The organism is Nocardia sp. NPDC060220 (assembly GCF_042727815.1).
Classification (GTDB): domain Bacteria; phylum Actinomycetota; class Actinomycetes; order Mycobacteriales; family Mycobacteriaceae; genus Nocardia.
Genome location: NZ_JBHWZY010000045.1, coordinates 1 through 16093 on the forward strand (window position 1 = coordinate 1; position 16093 = coordinate 16093).

At 67.6% G+C, this 16093-nt stretch carries 15 protein-coding genes and 1 pseudogene; 6 read left to right on the forward strand and 10 right to left on the reverse strand.

The genetic code is table 11. The features are described from left to right. Positions 1-417 (reverse strand): annotated as a pseudogene (locus ACFWF3_RS03905) (nitronate monooxygenase); the annotation flags it as partial. Between the two features lie 244 nt (positions 418-661). Between ACFWF3_RS03905 and ACFWF3_RS03910 the strand changes: the two are divergent. Beyond that, on the forward strand, positions 662-964 hold the full coding sequence (locus ACFWF3_RS03910; RefSeq protein ID WP_378996490.1) for a hypothetical protein: 303 nt from the start codon (positions 662-664) through the stop codon (positions 962-964). On the opposite strand, the gene ACFWF3_RS03915 is transcribed toward ACFWF3_RS03910, so the two are convergent. Continuing rightward, positions 900-1478, reverse strand: coding sequence for a TetR/AcrR family transcriptional regulator (locus ACFWF3_RS03915; protein WP_379312338.1), 579 nt, complete (start codon positions 1476-1478; stop codon positions 900-902). The two genes, ACFWF3_RS03910 and ACFWF3_RS03915, sit on opposite strands and share 65 nt — an antisense overlap. A 99-nt stretch (positions 1479-1577) precedes the next feature. Here ACFWF3_RS03915 and ACFWF3_RS03920 point away from each other — a divergent pair, with 99 nt between their 5' ends. Next, positions 1578-2246: a class I SAM-dependent methyltransferase gene (locus tag ACFWF3_RS03920; RefSeq protein WP_379312339.1), complete on the forward strand. Its 669-nt coding sequence runs from the start codon at positions 1578-1580 to the stop codon at positions 2244-2246. A gap of 73 nt (positions 2247-2319) precedes the next feature. Next, positions 2320-2961: an HD domain-containing protein gene (locus ACFWF3_RS03925; protein ID WP_379312340.1), complete on the forward strand. Its 642-nt coding sequence runs from the start codon at positions 2320-2322 to the stop codon at positions 2959-2961. Positions 2962-3051: 90 nt separating this feature from the next. On the opposite strand, the gene ACFWF3_RS03930 is transcribed toward ACFWF3_RS03925, so the two are convergent. The 6 genes from ACFWF3_RS03930 to ACFWF3_RS03955 form a co-directional block, all read right to left on the reverse strand. After that, the gene (locus ACFWF3_RS03930) at positions 3052-3804 is read right to left on the reverse strand and encodes a copper homeostasis protein CutC (protein ID WP_379312341.1); all 753 of its coding nucleotides are present in this window, start codon (positions 3802-3804) and stop codon (positions 3052-3054) included. A gap of 1 nt (position 3805) precedes the next feature. Beyond that, the gene (nagB, locus tag ACFWF3_RS03935) at positions 3806-4585 is read right to left on the reverse strand and encodes a glucosamine-6-phosphate deaminase (RefSeq protein ID WP_379312342.1); all 780 of its coding nucleotides are present in this window, start codon (positions 4583-4585) and stop codon (positions 3806-3808) included. Continuing rightward, a complete protein-coding gene (locus ACFWF3_RS03940; RefSeq protein WP_379312343.1) occupies positions 4585-5757 on the reverse strand; it encodes an N-acetylglucosamine-6-phosphate deacetylase in 1173 nt (390 codons plus the stop codon). Before ACFWF3_RS03940 ends, nagB begins: the two co-directional genes overlap by 1 nt. Before the next feature lie 142 nt (positions 5758-5899). Continuing rightward, positions 5900-7564 carry a phosphoenolpyruvate--protein phosphotransferase gene (ptsP, locus tag ACFWF3_RS03945; protein WP_379312344.1) on the reverse strand — a complete coding sequence of 555 codons (1665 nt, stop codon included), beginning with the start codon at positions 7562-7564 and terminating at the stop codon, positions 5900-5902. After that, the gene (locus tag ACFWF3_RS03950; protein ID WP_378663552.1) at positions 7564-7827 is read right to left on the reverse strand and encodes an HPr family phosphocarrier protein; all 264 of its coding nucleotides are present in this window, start codon (positions 7825-7827) and stop codon (positions 7564-7566) included. Before ACFWF3_RS03950 ends, ptsP begins: the two co-directional genes overlap by 1 nt. Positions 7828-7831: 4 nt before the next feature. Then, positions 7832-9178 carry a PTS transporter subunit EIIC gene (locus tag ACFWF3_RS03955; protein WP_379312345.1) on the reverse strand — a complete coding sequence of 449 codons (1347 nt, stop codon included), beginning with the start codon at positions 9176-9178 and terminating at the stop codon, positions 7832-7834. A gap of 228 nt (positions 9179-9406) precedes the next feature. Here ACFWF3_RS03955 and ACFWF3_RS03960 point away from each other — a divergent pair, with 228 nt between their 5' ends. From ACFWF3_RS03960 to ACFWF3_RS03970, 3 genes are all read left to right on the forward strand, one after another. After that, positions 9407-9637, forward strand: a complete 231-nt coding sequence (locus ACFWF3_RS03960) for a glucose PTS transporter subunit EIIB (RefSeq protein WP_101469146.1) — start codon at positions 9407-9409, stop codon at positions 9635-9637. Continuing rightward, a complete protein-coding gene (locus tag ACFWF3_RS03965; protein WP_378996467.1) occupies positions 9634-10089 on the forward strand; it encodes a PTS glucose transporter subunit IIA in 456 nt (151 codons plus the stop codon). Before ACFWF3_RS03960 ends, ACFWF3_RS03965 begins: the two co-directional genes overlap by 4 nt. Before the next feature lie 97 nt (positions 10090-10186). Beyond that, complete coding sequence (locus tag ACFWF3_RS03970; protein WP_379312346.1) at positions 10187-11245, forward strand: class I SAM-dependent methyltransferase; 1059 nt, start codon at positions 10187-10189, stop codon at positions 11243-11245. Here ACFWF3_RS03970 and ACFWF3_RS03975 read toward each other — a convergent pair. Together ACFWF3_RS03975 and ACFWF3_RS03980 are read right to left on the reverse strand one after the other, a co-directional pair. After that, positions 11227-14517 (reverse strand): DEAD/DEAH box helicase, encoded by a 3291-nt coding sequence (locus tag ACFWF3_RS03975; RefSeq protein ID WP_379312347.1) that lies wholly within the window; start codon positions 14515-14517, stop codon positions 11227-11229. The genes ACFWF3_RS03970 and ACFWF3_RS03975 overlap by 19 nt on opposite strands. A 590-nt stretch (positions 14518-15107) precedes the next feature. Then, positions 15108-15743: a vancomycin high temperature exclusion protein gene (locus ACFWF3_RS03980; protein ID WP_379312348.1), complete on the reverse strand. Its 636-nt coding sequence runs from the start codon at positions 15741-15743 to the stop codon at positions 15108-15110. Positions 15744-16093: the final 350 nt, after the last annotated feature.

The following is a 16093-nucleotide window of genomic DNA, read 5'->3' on the forward strand; positions in this document are numbered from 1 at the left end:
CGCCACCAGAATGTCGATCCCCGCATCCTGCGCGCGGTGGGCGCCCGGTGCGTCGTACACCTGGGTGACGGCGAGGATGCCCGCCGCCCGCACCTGGGGTACCCAGGAGAAATCAGCGCCGAAACTGACCGAGATAATCCGTGGACCCGCGGCGATCGCAGCCTCGAGCAGCCCGGTTTCGCGGGCGCGGACCCAGTCGACCAGCCCGATTCCGTCCGGTGCTCCGGCGACATCCAGTTCGCGGCGCAACGCCGCCACCGATCCCGCACTGCCCATGCCGATCATCCCGAGCCCGCCGGCCGCCCTCACCGCCGCCGCGAGCCGTCCGCCTGCCGCGCCGCCCATCGGCGCGTTCACCAGCGGCACCCGCAGCCCCAGCGATCGTGACCACTGTGTCGACAGCGTCTGCTCTGACATCGGTGCACCTTTCGCCACGGCTATGACCCATCCATCATGGCAGCTGATCGGCGGAGCGTTCCCGAAGCGATGCGTGCCGGGAGGCCTGGGCGGACGGCCGATTCGGAAAGGCATGGGTGACAACGTCATTCGTCATGCGACCTGCTCCGGCGATCGGCGGCGCGCCGCGCGGAACGAACCTCGGCGCCGGATACGCGGTGCGCGTATGTTCGACGGCAATGCCAGACGAGGAGACAGGATGGCGATGACGATCAGAGATCGCGTCGAACAGCTGGTGACCGAGCCGCCGATCGTGTTCGGCGAGCCGATCGACACTTCCGGCGGCGCTACGGTCATCACCGTCTCGCGCGGTGGTGGCCCGCTGCGGCACCCTCGTCCGGTCGGTGTGTTCGTCGTCCACGAAGGGCGCGCGCACTGGACGCCCGCGATGGACGCCAATCGCATCGCTCAGCTCGGCGAATGGATCGGCCTGCTCACCGGGGTCATCGCGGCGCTGGCGATTCTGCGTCGCCCGCCGTGGCCGGACCTGGGCCGCCGGAGCCAGTGAGCCCGTACAGCGCGAGCGTTTCGAACCGCTGCCACGCCTGGACCGGTGGTGTCGGCGCGGTCGGCTCGATCACCGGACCCAGCACGCCGAGCAATGCCCACGACAGGAACTCGATCGTGCCCGCCGGCTGCTCACCGAGGAGCTCACCGACCAGATCGGCGACACACTGCCGATAGGCGCGCACGACGGTGGCGGTGGCCTTCGGCCCGATCAGCGGGCGATACACCTCGGGGTACTGCGCGGCGAGATGGAACATCACGCGCAGCGGTGCGAGCGGAGAACCCGGTGTCGTCGTGCGGATGATCTCGCGGCGCAGGAACTCGGTGCAGCTCACCAGCAGCAGGTCGTCCTTGTCGCGGTAGTGCGCGTAGAAGGTGGATCGCCCCACGTCGGCGCTGCCGATGATGTCGCTCACGGTCACCTTGTCGTAGCCGCGCTCGATCATCAGCTCGATCAGCGCTTTGTGCAGCGTGTCCCTGGTGCGTCGAACCCGGCGATCAGGGTGCTCGGCCATCGCTTCCTCCTGCACGGTTTCCCCGGATCTGTTCGATAACGGACACCTTCGGCGATTCTGCTCCTGGTGACGTGCGCGGCAGCGCCCGAGGATGAACTCATGTCCCGAAATCAGCTTCTCACCCCCATGTTCGTCGACGACGCAGGCACCGGCCTTGTCATCGCGGGCCTGCGCCGCTACAACCTCTTCACCACGGTCTTCTTCCTGGGCAGGCACCGTCGTCTGCTCGCCGAATTCGTCACGCTCTCCGGTGCGCGTCGGGGTTCGCGTGCCCTCGATATCGGTTGCGGGCCTGGCAAACTCGTGCGCGGGCTCGGTAGAGCGGTCGGTCCGAACGGTGCCGCCGTCGGTGTCGATCCCTCCGCCACGGCGGTCGCCGACAACCGCGACCGGGATCGAGCCACTCATCATCGCTACGTGGTCGGACCGGCGCAGTCGCTGCCCCTGCCCGATGCCGAATTCGACGTGGTCACGTGTACTTTCGTCATGCACCACATCCCCGAGTCGCAGCGTGACGCCGCGATCGCCGAAATGTGGCGGGTGTTGCGGCCGGGCGGACGGCTTCTGCTCGCCGACGCGTCCCCCTCCCCTCGGATGCGGACAGTCCTCGTACCGTTCTTCGGTCGCGGTGGCGATCCGTTCGCCGATGCCGATATCCGCCACTACACCGTTCGGGTCGAGGCCGTCGGCTTCACCGATCTCAGCTATACCCAGAGCCGCGACCAGACGGGCATCCTCACCGCGCTGAAACCGATCGCCCCCCACTGATCCGGGAAACCTGTCGGTGCCCTCGGCTAGGGTCGATCTCGACACGATCACCAATCGAGCACGGGGGTGCGGCATGGAGTTCGATCAGCGCGAAATCGAGGCACGGGAGTTCGCCCTCGCGGCGCATGGCGACCAGCGCTACGGCGACCATCCCTACGCCACCCATCTCGCGGCCGTGCGGGGTGTCCTCGACGATTTCGGCTACGGCGGTGAACTCGCCCTCGCCGCCTGGCTCCATGATGTCGTCGAAGACACCCCGGTCACCGCCGAGGACGTCGAATCGCGTTTCGGCCGTGAAGTTCTCGACCTGGTGTGGGCGGTCACCGGAATCGGCCCCGACCGCAAGGCGCGAAACCAGAACGCCTACAACAAGATCGCCGCGCATCCGAGGGCCGTCATCCTCAAACTCGCCGACCGCACCGCCAATGCCGAAGCCAGCCCGCCCGCCAGCAGCTGGATGGGCATGTACCGCACCGAACACCCCACCTTCAAGGCCCACCTCGGCGAACTCCTCGCCGACGACCCCACCGTGGCCCGCATGTGGGAACGCCTCGACCGCCGCCTCGACCCGTCGATAGCCCCGCCCACCGATCAGTGGGCCGATATCGACGCGTTGGTAGCCGCGGGCGAACACGAAAAAGCCGTTGCAGCAGTACAAGCGGCCTTCGACTGCGGTCCTGGCGAGGCAGAATTGATTCTGGACGAGCGCTCCTGACACGAGTAGTCGACGGCCGGGCGAATCCGAACCCGTACTGGCCCCATCGCGGCCGGGCCCGTCGCATGCCGAGCAGGTGAGCAGCCCGCATCAGGCCGAGGGGTGTCCGGAGGCGTTCGGCCGGTCTACCGCGAGCAGTTGACGGGCAGCGGCGACCGCGAGCTCCTCGTCCAGTTGCTCGTGGCCGGAGGTGCCGCCGCCACCGGGTCCACCGTCATCACTGATGACGCGTCGGGCCGACAGGTGGATGGCGTCGACGCCCGCCCGGTGCAATGCCGGAATGTCACCGACGGCGATCCCGCCACCCGCCATGATCTGGATGCGCCCTGCCGCGTGATCGACCATCGTGGCGAGTTCATCGAGTCCCTCGGCGCAGGTGGGTGCCCCACCGGAGGTGAGCACCCGGGTCATGCCACCGGCGATCAATGTGTTGAGCGCGGCCGCACGGTCGCGGATCTGATCTATCCCACGATGAAAGGTCAGCTCTATGCCATCGACAGCGACACCATCGAGAACACGACTCAGCCCTTCGGCATCGACCCGGTGGTCCGGGGTGAGCGCACCGATCACCAGACCGGCCGCACCAGCCGAAACTGCCGCGCGCGCATCAGCATTCATCACCGCGAGCTCGGCTGCATCGCCGTACACGAAACCTCCGGCCCGGCACCGGATCAGCACATGGACAGGAATACCGGTTTCCACCACAGCCTCGATCGTCCCGATACTCGGCGTGAGCCCACCCGTGCTGCCCAGCGCCGCACACAATTCCACCCGATCCGCCCCGGCGCGGCGAGCGCCGAGCGCGCCTGCCGCGTCCTGCACCGCGAACTCGAGGGCGGTCACGTCAGAACGACTGCCAGGCGGGCTTGTTCGCCAGCGCGTACTTGTAGTAGTCCGCCAGCTTCAACTTGCTCGCCGCGGCCTCGTCGATCACCACCGTGACGTGGGGATGCCACTGCATGACCGAGGCCGGGCAGAACGCCGACAACGGCCCTTCGGCGGCGGCGGCGATCGCATCGGCCTTCCCCGCGCCGAGCGCGATCATCACCAGGTGGCCGGCCTCGTTGATGGTGCCGAGGCCCTGCGTGAGCACATGATGCGGCACATCCTCCGGCCCGTCGAAGAAGCGCGCGTTGTCCTTACGCGTCTGTTCGGTCAGCGTCTTCACCCGCGTGCGGGAGGTCAGCGCCGACCCGGGCTCGTTGAACCCGATGTGCCCGTCGGTGCCGATCCCCAGCAACTGCACGTCGACCCCACCCGCGGCGGCGATGGCCGCGTCGTACCGGCGGCCCTCACCCGCCACGTCACCCGCCTCCCCGTTCGGGCTCAGCACCCGCGCGGGATCCAGGTTCACATGGTCGACGAACTCCGACCGGATGACCGAGAAATACGACTGCGGATGATCTTTCGGCAAACCGACGTACTCGTCGAGCAGGAAAGCGCTGGCGGTGGTGAAGTCCAGCTCGCCCTCCCGGTACCGGCGCGCCAGCTCCTGATAGCTCCCCAGCGGCGACGACCCGGTCGCCAAGCCGAGGATCGCGTTGCCGACTCGCACATAGCCGCCGACGATATCGGCGACCGTACTCGCCACTTCGTTTTCGTCAGCCCGGATCACGATCTCCATCAGATTCCTTCCGTTCCGGCGACGAGCACCCGCCGCGGCCGCAATGACTGGTCGGTGACAAGAATGTCGGCACGCGCGCCGACGGTGAGACTGCCGCGTTCGCTCTCGAGACCGAGAACACGAGCAGGGGTTCGAGTCGCGGAGACGACCGCATCGGACAGCGGTATGCCCGCGACGTCGACGGTCCAGCGCAGCACGTCGACGAGCCGTGCCGTGCCACCCGCGATCGCCCCGGGCGAACCGTCATCGGTGGACAGCCGGGCAACGCCGTCGTGGACCTGAACATCGAGGGCGCCCAGCCGATAGTCGCCGTCACTCATGCCCGCCGCCGCCATCGCATCGGACACCAGCGCGATCTGATCCGGGCCGACGGTATCGAATACCATCGTCACCGTCTCCGGCGCCAAATGCACACCGTCAGCGATCAATTCGACCACCATCTGGCCTCGCCCGGCCGCGGCCAGACAGGCGGCGACCGGCCCGGGGGAGCGGTGATGCAGTGCGGGCATCCCGTTGAACAGGTGCGTGGCGGTAACAGGGCCACCACTGGCCTCGGCGATGCGCGCCGCGGTGGTCGCGGCATCGGCATCGGTGTGCCCGAGGCTGGGCAGCACATCATGTCGGCGCATCGCGGCCAGCAGTTCATCGAAATGCGCGGTCTCGGGCGCCAGTGTCATCGACCGCACCGTCCCGCGGGCGGCCGCGTAGAGTCGCTCGAACAATGCGGGATCGCCGGGAACGATCGCCGCGGGATCCTGTGCCCCGCAGCGGATCGCATTGATGAACGGGCCCTCGAGATGCACCCCGAGCAATACCCCGTCCTCGACGAGATCGGCCAACATCGCCGCCTGTGCGATCAGCACCTCCGGCCGATCCGACACCAAGCTCCCCATCAACCCGGTGGTGCCGTGCGCCCGATGATGCGCCGCCGCGACCCGAGCGCCGTCCGCATCAGCATTGGGAAACCCGAACCCGGCCCCACCATGACAGTGCAGATCGATCAACCCCGGAAGCACCAGATCATCACTGGATGCTGGAAGCCGATCGGGTGCAGGATGATTCGCCGCATCGCCGACCCAGGTGATCAGCCCGTCCTGGAATTCGACGACGCCGTCGGCGATGTCACCCTCGACCGTCCCGACGAGACGACCCCGCACGATTCCCGTCACCACGAACCTTCCCCATCACCGGAGCCGTGCCCGGCCCCAACACCTGAACGACCCGATACGCCATCCACCACAGCGGTCGCGGACCGCCACCGGACACCGCATCGCGATCCGACCGACGGCCGGACCGTGTGCACAACAACCTTTTTCACGCCCGCCCGATGATCGCCGCGACCGCCGCCCGCCCCACCTGCGGATTCCGTGCCGCACACGCCGCGTCGGCCGCGTCCTGGCACTGCTGCACATCCACCGCGGCCAACGCCGCCCGTACCGCGGGCAACGCGGGCACCGACATCGACAAACTCGTCACGCCCAGCCCCACCAGCACCGGCGCCAACGTCGGATCCGACGCCGCCTCACCGCACACCCCGACCGACTTACCCGCCGCCGCGCCGGCCGCACCGACCATCGCGATCAGATCGAGCACCGCGGGCTGCCACGGATCGAGCAGCTGTGCGAGCCCGCCCGCCATTCGATCCACCGCGCACGTGTACTGGCTCAGATCGTTGGTTCCGATGCTCACGAAGTCGAGATGCGCGAGCAGATCGGCGGCGCGCAACGCCGCCGCCGGGATCTCGATCATCGCCCCGACTTTGGTCAGCCCGGATTCCCTTGCCAGCGCGGCGAATCCGGCAGCCTCGTCCGCGGTGGCGACCATGGGCGCCATCACCCACAGGTCGGCTCCCGTGGCCTCGCCCGCACGGGCGAGAGCCGTGAGCTGCGTGGCCAGAGTTTCCGGGAACACCGTGCCGATCCGCAGCCCGCGCACACCGAGCGCCGGATTCTCCTCGGTGCCGAGATCGAGAAACGGCAGCGGTTTGTCCGACCCGGCATCGAGTGTCCGCACGACGACTCGCCGACCGGCGAACTGTTCGAAAACAGCTGTGTACGAGGCGGTCTGCTCCTCCAGCGACGGCGCGGACGTCTTCCCGAGATACATGAACTCGGTGCGGAACAGGCCAACCCCCTCACTGTCGATGGGCCCGGCCTTCGCCGCGTCGTCGACGGTGCCGATGTTCACCAGCAGCTGCACCGGCGTCCCATCCGCGGTGTGTCCCGGCCCGCTGGCCGCCGCGATCCGCGCCTTGTCCGCCGCTGCCTGTTCCAGTGCTGCCTGCTGATGCTCGGGACTCGGGTCGATCACGACCTCACCGGTGGTGCCGTCGAGCAGCACCGGCACACCGTCGACGAGCCGATCGGTATCCGGACAGTTCACCACCGCCGGCAACGCGAGGGACTTCGCGAGAATCGCGGTGTGGCTGGTCGGCCCACCCTCGGTGGTGAGCAACCCGACCACATCACTGTCACCCAGCATCGCCGTATCGGCAGGTGCGAGATCGCGCGCGACCAGCACGAACGCATATCCCGGCTCCGGAATCCCCGGCATCGGCAGCCCGAGCAGTACCGCCACGGTCCGCCCGCCGATATCGCGCAGATCGGTCGCCCGCTCGGCCATGTACCCGCCGAGCGCTTCCAGCTTCGCGCAGAATCCCTCGAACGCCAGGTGCACCGCGTGCGCCGTCGGCATCCCGGCGGCGAGCTCCTTCTCCGTGGCGGCGACGATGCCCGGATCACGGGCCATCGTCGCCGACATCGAAAGAATCTCCGCCGCAACACCACTCACCCGTGCGGCCCTGGCGGTCATCTCGTCGGACACGCCACCGAGCGCATCCTTGACCCGGGCGAGCTCGTCGGCGACCGAGCCGCCGACGGGACCGTGCGCCGATGTCTCGAGCTGCGATCCGAACCGCAACCACGGCGCGCACACCACGCCCGGGCTCACTCCGAGTCCACCGATCACCTGTTCCGGCATCAGGCGGCGTCCAGATCCGAGGCGATGAGTTCGGCCAGCTGGTCCAGAACCGCGTCGGCCCCCTCGGCGTGCAGGGTCACCTCGGCCCCGTGTCCCGCGCCCAGCGTCATCACCGCGAGCACGCTGGCCGCGTCGACCGGTTCGCCACCTCCCAACGAGATCCGCACCGGCACCCCCGCGGCCTGCACGGCCTGCGTGAGTTTCGCGGCGGGCCGCGCGTGCAGCCCCACCTCGGATCCGACGATGACGGTGCGGGTGCTCATTGCCTCACTCACCTTCCAGTTTCTTGTCCAGCTTCGTTTCGACTTCGGCGACCGAGGGTGCGTCGGTTCGAGTATCGCCCGTGGCCGTCAGAGCAGTCTCCGCTTCGACCAGGGCCGCGTCGGGCGCACCGGCTTCGACATCGGTTTCCGCCTCGCGACCCGGCGTGCGCAGGTTCCACTTCTTGATCACGAAGCTGAAGAGCACGTAGTAGATCACCGCGTAACCCAGCCCGATCGGGATCAGCATCCAGGCATTGGTGGCCTTGCCGAAGTTCAGCAGGTAGTCGATCGCGCCCGCGGAGAACGTGAATCCGTCGTGGATACCGAGCGCGTTCACCAGCGCCATCGATGTGCCCGTCAAGATCGCGTGCACCACATACAGCGGCCACGCCACGAACATGAAGGAGAACTCCAGCGGCTCGGTGATGCCGGTGACGAACGCGGTCAGGCCGGTGGAGAGCATGATGCCGCCGACCAGCTTCTTCTGCGACGGACGCGCGTTGCGCCAAATAGCCAGCGCGGCAGCGGGAAGCGCGAACATCATGATCGGGAAGAACCCCGTCATGAACGTACCCGCGGTCGGATCACCGGCGAAGAAGCGGTTGAGGTCACCGCGCACGAGCTGGCCGGAGGCGTCGGTGTAGTCGCCGACGAGGAACCAGACCGTGGAGTTCAGGATGTGGTGCAGCCCCGTCGGGATGAGCAGGCGGTTGGCCGCGCCGTAGATGCCGCCACCGACGACCGAGTTGTCCGCAACGGTCTCGCCCACCCAGGTGAGCGCGGAGTTGAAGGCCGGGTACAGGAACGCCATGCCGACGCCGACGACGAGGCCGGTGAACGCGGTCAGGATCGGCACCAGCCGCCTGCCGTTGAAGAAGCCGAGGAAGTCGGGCAGCTTCGTGCGATAGAACCGCTGCCACAGTATCGCCGACAGCAGACCCATCACGATGCCGGCGAGGACGCCGTAGTTGATCAGCGCCTGCGCGCCCTTCGGGTCGGTTTTCCCTTCGAGCACGATCGGTGACATCGCTTCGAACACGCCGTTGATCACCATGTAGCCGACCACCGCTGCCAGCGCTGTCGACCCGTCGGCCTTCTTCGCCCAGCCGATCGCGATACCGACGGCGAAGATCAGCGGCAGCCAGGTGAACACGGCCTGCCCGGCTGCCGAGATGACCGAGGCGGTGCTCTCCAGCGCGGAGAAGCGGCCGAGGAGGTCGTCCTGGCCGATGCGCAGCAGGATGCCCGCCGCGGGGAGCACCGCGATCGGCAGCATGAGGCTGCGACCGAGGCGCTGCAATCCCGCGAACACCTTCGATTCTTGTTGGGGTGTGTCGGTAACGGCAGTCATGTCGACCTTCTTCGTGCCGGCTTCGCGGCGGTCTCGGCGAGGGAGGACCGGCTTGCCCGCCGATCCGGGTTAACTGTTGTGAACCGGTGTACCTGACGGGTACTGTCCGGTCATAACCAGTTGCCAGTTTGACCAGGTGGAGGTCGGATGTCAACCGCTGAATATGATGTGGCGCACATTCGAGACTCCCATACTGGTACTGGCAACCACCGCCGAAAGGGAGAACAGATGTCCAAAGCGGAAGCGATCGTCCAGGGCTTGGGCGGCGCGGACAATATCGTCGAGATCGAGGCCTGCATCACCCGGTTGCGCACCGAGGTGAAGGACGGTAGCAAGGTCGACGAGGCCGCTCTCAAGGCCGCGGGCGCCCACGGTGTCCTCAAGTCGGGCACGGTCGTGCAGGTCGTCGTCGGCCCCGAAGCCGACACCCTGGCCGACGACATCGAGGACATTCTGTGAGCATCCCGGTCATCGCGCCGCTGCCCGGCAAGGTGGTGGCCCTGTCCGAGGTCCCCGATCAGGTCTTCGCCGAGCAGATCGTCGGTTCCGGCGTCGCGCTCGACCCAGACCGCACCCGCGGCACCCTGACGGTGACGGCCCCCATCGCAGGCAAGATCCTCAAACTCCACCCCCATGCCTTCGTCATCTTCGGCCACGGCGTCGGCGTCCTGGTCCACCTGGGCATCGACACCGTGAAACTCAAAGGCGAAGGCTTCGAACTGCTCGCCACCGAAGGAGACACCGTAGAAGCCGGCGCCCCCATCGTCACCTTCGACCCGACGAAAACCGCCGCCACCGGCTACTCGGTCATCTGTCCCGTCGTGGTCATGGACTCGGCAAAAGACTCCGTCTACACCGACACCGTCGGCACCACCGTCGAATCCGGCAGCCTCCTGTTCGATTCGCCATAGCCACCCTGACCTGCTGCTGAACCTTTCGGCGAGCCGACCCGTAGTCCGTATCAGCGGGTCGGCGTCGATTCGTATCGCGTCAACAGGAGGACGACCGGTGACCGGAGCTGAGCAATCCAGTGAGCAGTTCGCCGAGCGGTTGTTCGGGGCCGCGCTCGGGACCATCGACATTCTGGCGGTGCATCTCGGGGATCGGCTCGGCTGGTATCGGGCGTTGGCCGAAGGTGGGCCCGCGGATGCGGGTGAATTGGTCGCGCGGGCGGGTGGAGATCGCCGGTATGCGCAGGAGTGGCTCGAGCAGCAGGCGGCGACCGGGATTCTGACGGTGGCCGCGGACGGGCGGTTCGCCCTGCCCGCCGGCGCTGCCGAGGTGCTCACCGACCCGAGCAGTCTCGATTACCTTGCGCCACTGGCTCGTATGCTGGCCGGTGCCGCCGCCCAGATGCCCGCGCTCGTGCGCGCTTACCGCGACGGCGGCGGCGTCGGTTGGTCCGAGTACGGCGCCGACATGCGCGAATCCCAGTCGGACATGAACCGCCCCTGGTTCGAGCACCGTCTCGCTGCGGGTCTGGCCGGGGTCGCTGATATCCACGCGCTGCTGTCGCGCCCCGATGCCAAGGCGGCCGATATCGGCTCAGGTGGCGGCTGGTCCGCGATCGCCCTCGCCCGCGCCTACCCGGAGCTGGCGGTCGACGGCTACGACATCGACCAGCCCTCGGTGCGGATGGCCACCGAAAACGCCACCGACCTCGGCGATCGCGTCCGTTTCCACCACGCCGACGCCACCACCGACCTCCCCGAATCCGCCTACGACGCGCTGTTCGCGTTCGAGTGCCTGCACGACATGCCACACCCGGTCGAGGTGCTGACCTCGATGCGCAAAGCCCTGCGTCCAGGTGGTGCGGTGATCATCATGGATGAGGCCGTCGCGGCGGAATTCACTGCACCCGCGAGCGATATCGACCGCCTGATGTACGGGTTCAGCCTGCTGGTCTGCCTGCCCGACGGCATGGCACATCCCGACTCCGCGGGCACCGGCACCGTCATGCGCACGGCGAAACTGGGGGAGTACGCCGAGAAGGCAGGTTTCACCGCCGTGCAAGTCCTCCCGATCGAGGACTTCGGATTCTGGCGGTTCTACCGGCTCACGGTCTGATCGGCGAGCTGTTCGGTCTCGACCGTCCAGCGCCTGGCGAGATCGTCGAAATAGCGCTGGCTGCTCCACAATCGGTAGTTGCCGATCACGTAGACCCGCCGCCGAGCCCGCGACACTGCCGTATTGAGCACATTCGGATTCGTCGCCGCCCACCGTCGCGACCCACCTGCCGCGGGCGATGTCCCCAAGATCAGCACCACGACCTCGGCCGAATTGCCGTGCATCGCATGGACAGTGCCCACCTGCCGCTGCGCGAACTCCGCACCGAGCACCTCACGCGCGATCTCCTGCGCGCCATGGGCGACGTCGCGGAACGGGCTGACCACACGGATATCGGCCGCTGCCACCCCGTCCTCGGTCAACCGCGCGAGCAGCGCGGCGAGCGCTTCGCCTTCGCCGGGAATCCAATTACCTTCGGCCCGTGCGGATCTGACATCGATCCACCGATCGTGCCCGGGAAACTCCGGTCGATCCGGCGTGGCGAACACCAGCAGATCATCGTCATAGGCAATGTGATGTGTGAGCTCGAAAATCGGCCGGTCACTGCGCCGATGGACCCGCAACGGCGTGCCGACCCACACCGGCGCGACCGAATCGGAGGGCATCAGCCAGGTCCCGTACCGCACCCCACGATCAGCAGCCTGGCGTGCCGACGCCTGATCCGGCATCCACTCCGCATCGAGCCCGTACTGCTGTACGAATGCTTCCTGCGCCGAAGTGGGCAGTACACCGACAGGTCCCAGCTGACGATGATCACCGACGATCACCGCCCGCCGAGCCCGCCACAATCCACCGGCCACCGACTGCGGCGCAGCCTGCCCGGCATCGTCGACGAACAACCATCCGAGAGCCTCGGACCCCAGCCCGGCGAACAACCGGGGCAGTGCGGTGAAGGTCGTGGTGATCATCGGCACCGCGAAGAACAGTGTCTGCCATGCCGCCGCAACGGTTTCCGGCTTCGGCTCCACCGCGAGCTCACCACGGATCAACGCGATGGCGACGATGAGATTGTCGCGAATCCGCGGGGCCGCGTTGAGCAGAAACGCACGATGCAACTTCAACGCCGACAGGAACAGCTCACGCCGCGCGCTCGCGTACTGCTCGTCCGCCCACGGATTGCACAGCTGGAACTGCTCGTCGTCACCCGCCACATCACCGAACGGGATGGTGCGCGACCAGTTCTCGCGCCCCCGCTCGATAACGTCGAGCGCCGCCGCCCGCCGCTCCGTCAACTCGACGTGTTCGCGAATCAGCGTGCGGCCGTTCTCGGCGGCCTGCGCCCACTGCTCCCGCGTGTACTCGACCTCGGTCTGGCGCCGCCGCATGTCCGCCTCGGCGATATGTCGTTCGCGCAGCAATTCGTTGCTGCGCGCGCTCCACCGCCGCCCTGCCCGGAATCCTGTCGAGAGCGATGCCACGAACCCCGGCTTCTGCCCGCCGTGCTCGCTGAGGAACTTGCCCGCCCGGTGGTGCGCGGCCTGCGCGGCCCGCAGATGCTCGGTGGCCAGCTGATGACGTTCGCGCCAGTGCGCGTGCGCGTCGTCGGCGTTGGCGATCTCGGCCGCCGTCGACTGCAATCCCGCGTTCATGGTCGGCAGCTCGGCGACCGCGTCGGCGACGTTCTGGCGCGCCTGCGCGAGTCTGCGCACCTCGGCGCGGCGCGTGGTGAAATCCCGCACCGCGGTCGGCCAATCGGGAATCGAATCCGGGTCGGCCTCGGCCTGCTTGAGGATGTCGAGCATTCCGCCGTTCGGTGTCCCGGTCTTCCGTTCGGTGGCGAACCGATCCCCGAACCAGAACTGTTCGGCGAACGTTCGTCGCGTCCCACCCAGTGCCGCGGCGACCAGTCCCCACGCCGGTGCGCCGCCGACGAGTTCGGCCAGGTCGGTGAAATGATTGAGCTCGCCATCGATCGCGTCGCGATGCTGGATCTCGGCGACCACATCGGCCGCGGTGGCATCGCTGCCGGTCGCCAGCACCACTTCGAACCCGGTCACACAGTTCGCCAATCGGTGCGCGCCCACCGTGTAGTTCTTCGCCACCTGCACCTGCTCGGTGATCCCGGCGAACACCGCCATCGGATCGTCGAACGCCGCCAGCTGCGCGGCCCGCTCGACCAGAATCCCGGCCAGCAGGTCTCGCAGCATCGTCGTCGTCCCGGTGCCCGGCGCACCGTGCACCGCGAAAATGCCCGCATCGGCGCGCAATTCGGACAGCGCGCGATCGACCGCGAACTGCTGTCCGGAAACCAGCGGATCGCCCGGCCAGCGTCCGTCCGGAATGAGATGGGGGAGCAGGCCCTCGACGACCGCGTCCTGGCGTCGCCGGACATCGATCCGGTCATCGAGCGGCAGCGACTCCGCCGCCGAGAGGTAGTCACGCAGCGCCGCACCGATGTCGCCGCGCTCCACCGCTTTCGCGAGCTCGGCGAGGTCCGTGCCGAGCCCGCTGTTCAGGCGATCCTCGGCAGCGTCACTGTCGGCGTCGCGCGCCGCGACCTGGATGCACGCCACCCGCACACCGCCGGCCCGCAATTCCGATCGAATGCCCAGCGCGGCACACAGTTCACCGGTGAAGATCTGCAGGTCGCGGCCGGTCAATCGGGGGGCATCGACGACGTCGTCGTCAGGCAGGACGGCGAACCGTTCGGCGAAGGCCAACGCCGACATCCCGGCGAGACCGGGCGAGATGACGCCATCCGCTCCCGCCGCGAGCACCGAAGCCGCTACCCCGCGGCCTGCCACGTCCAGCGCACGCCACCGCGGTGCCGGACCCATCTGTTCGGCATCGGGGTGAGTTTCTCGCGTCAGCGTGTCGAGCGCGGCGGTGAACGCCGCCGAGTCGTGGTCGAATCCGTCGGCCCAGCCGACGTCGCCGGGCCCTGGTGCGCGCAGCCGGTTCACGGCCCACGCCAGCCCCGACAACGTCGCCGAGCCTTCGACAACCACTCCGCCGTCGGTCAACGTCACCGCGAAAGCCGCTGTGGTCCCGGCCCGTCGGGCGTCGGCCTCCAGTTGGTCCTCGCCGAATGTCCGCACCAGCGCTTCCCGCGCGCGCCCCACCTCGAACAGTCCGCCGTACACGACGAACTGCCACACTCGCCCGGTTTTCAACGCGGGCAGCGCGGCGAGGTTTTCCCATGGCGCGCGGTCATCGGGCGCGAGATCGACCACCAGTCCGCCGGTCTCGACGTCGGGAACAAGCTGCGGGCCGAACAACTCCACCGTTTGCCAGAAACGCACGAGCCGCGCGGCGTGCTCGGAACCGCCCACGATGCACCCCAATCCGGTCGGCGATCATTGCAGACAACCCCGATCACGGTACGCGATCCGGATCCCTCGAGCACGCCACCCCGGCGGTCGCGCCTGCCGTGGCGAGAACATCGGTGCTGGTCCTGCCGCCGCGGCGAGCACCTCGCCGCCCACAACCGCCCCGGAAAACCCTTTGACCCATCAACCTTGTGCCGCGCACGCTGAGACCATGGACGACTTGGCCCACGCCGCAGACCGATTCGTGCTCGGTGAGCTCCACGGTGCGGACCTGTCGATGGCCGCCGCCGAGGCACTCGCGCGTGGACTCGACAGTCCAGCATTGGTAGAGCTCGCCTGTCTGCACCGGACGGACTGCGGTGCCGCTCCCGAACTGTTCCGCACCGCGATGGTCGAGCTCGGGCTCGTGCACGATTGGAGGGCGCGAGAAGTCGAGGTCAGGGTCGGGCTGGCACGGGCTCACGCGACAGCCCTGCTCGCTGCTGATGCCGCGCCGGCCTTCCCCCATCTGGTCACAGCGCCTCCCGTGCCTCGGTGGGCACGGCCCGCGAGATTGCGGGAGTTCGTCGCTTCTCTGCGCTCCCGGCGCGCTGTCAGCGCAGAAGCATCTCCGCCACGGCTTTCGGCGCTGCCAGCCATTCACGAACGTTGTTGCGTACCTCGGTGACCTGCCTGCACTCGCAATAGGCCACCACCCCGTCGGCCTCGATACCCGCGGCCCGGCACAGCGCGACCGCGCGGGGGAGATGTTGGTACTGGCTTACGATGATCGCCCGGTCGATGCCGAACAGCGACTTCGCTCGCTCGCAGGTCTCCCGCGTGGAAAGGCCGGCACGATCGGATCGGACGATGGCCGGGTCGATGCCGTGGTCGAGGAGATAGCGCGTCATCGACGCGATCTCGTCGCCCGACGAGCCGCCGGCATCCCCGGACAACAGAATCGCCTCGGCCTTGCCCGCTTCGACCAACTCGATCGCCACATCGAGACGTCCCTGTAGATAGGCCATCGGAGTTCCGTCCGTCCCGACTTTGGCACCCGGGACGATCACGACGGGTGCGCTGGGCGCGGCCGCGACATCACTTCTATGACCGGACGACAAACTCCACATAGCGATGTTCGCCCCAGCTGTCACCAACGCGAGGCCACCCGCCACGACAAGTCCGGCTCTCGCCATGCGACGCAACCGCTGACGCTTCCCGCTATGTTCCTCCGCCATGCGCACTTTCATACATGAACACTGCGAAAATATCCCCTGACTAGGGGATTTGACATTGCAATTCGCGACACGTAACTTTATTCCAGTCAGAGCGACACGGACACCGACTCAGCCGCCCAGCGGCCGAGACACGAGGTAGGACGATGAGCGCCTGACTGACTGCGTGTTCAGAGGGACTCGGTACGGATTTGCTTCCGGCCGGTTGTCTGAGCTAAGTTTGAACCCTTGCCTCACCGAAACCCCTCCGAGAAGTTGTGGGTAGAAGTGTGTGCGTGTGTTCTTTGAGAACTCAATAGTGTGTCGATGAATGTCAGTGCCAATAATTATTATTGGTTCCAATCTTTCATGTACCCCCCGGTCGT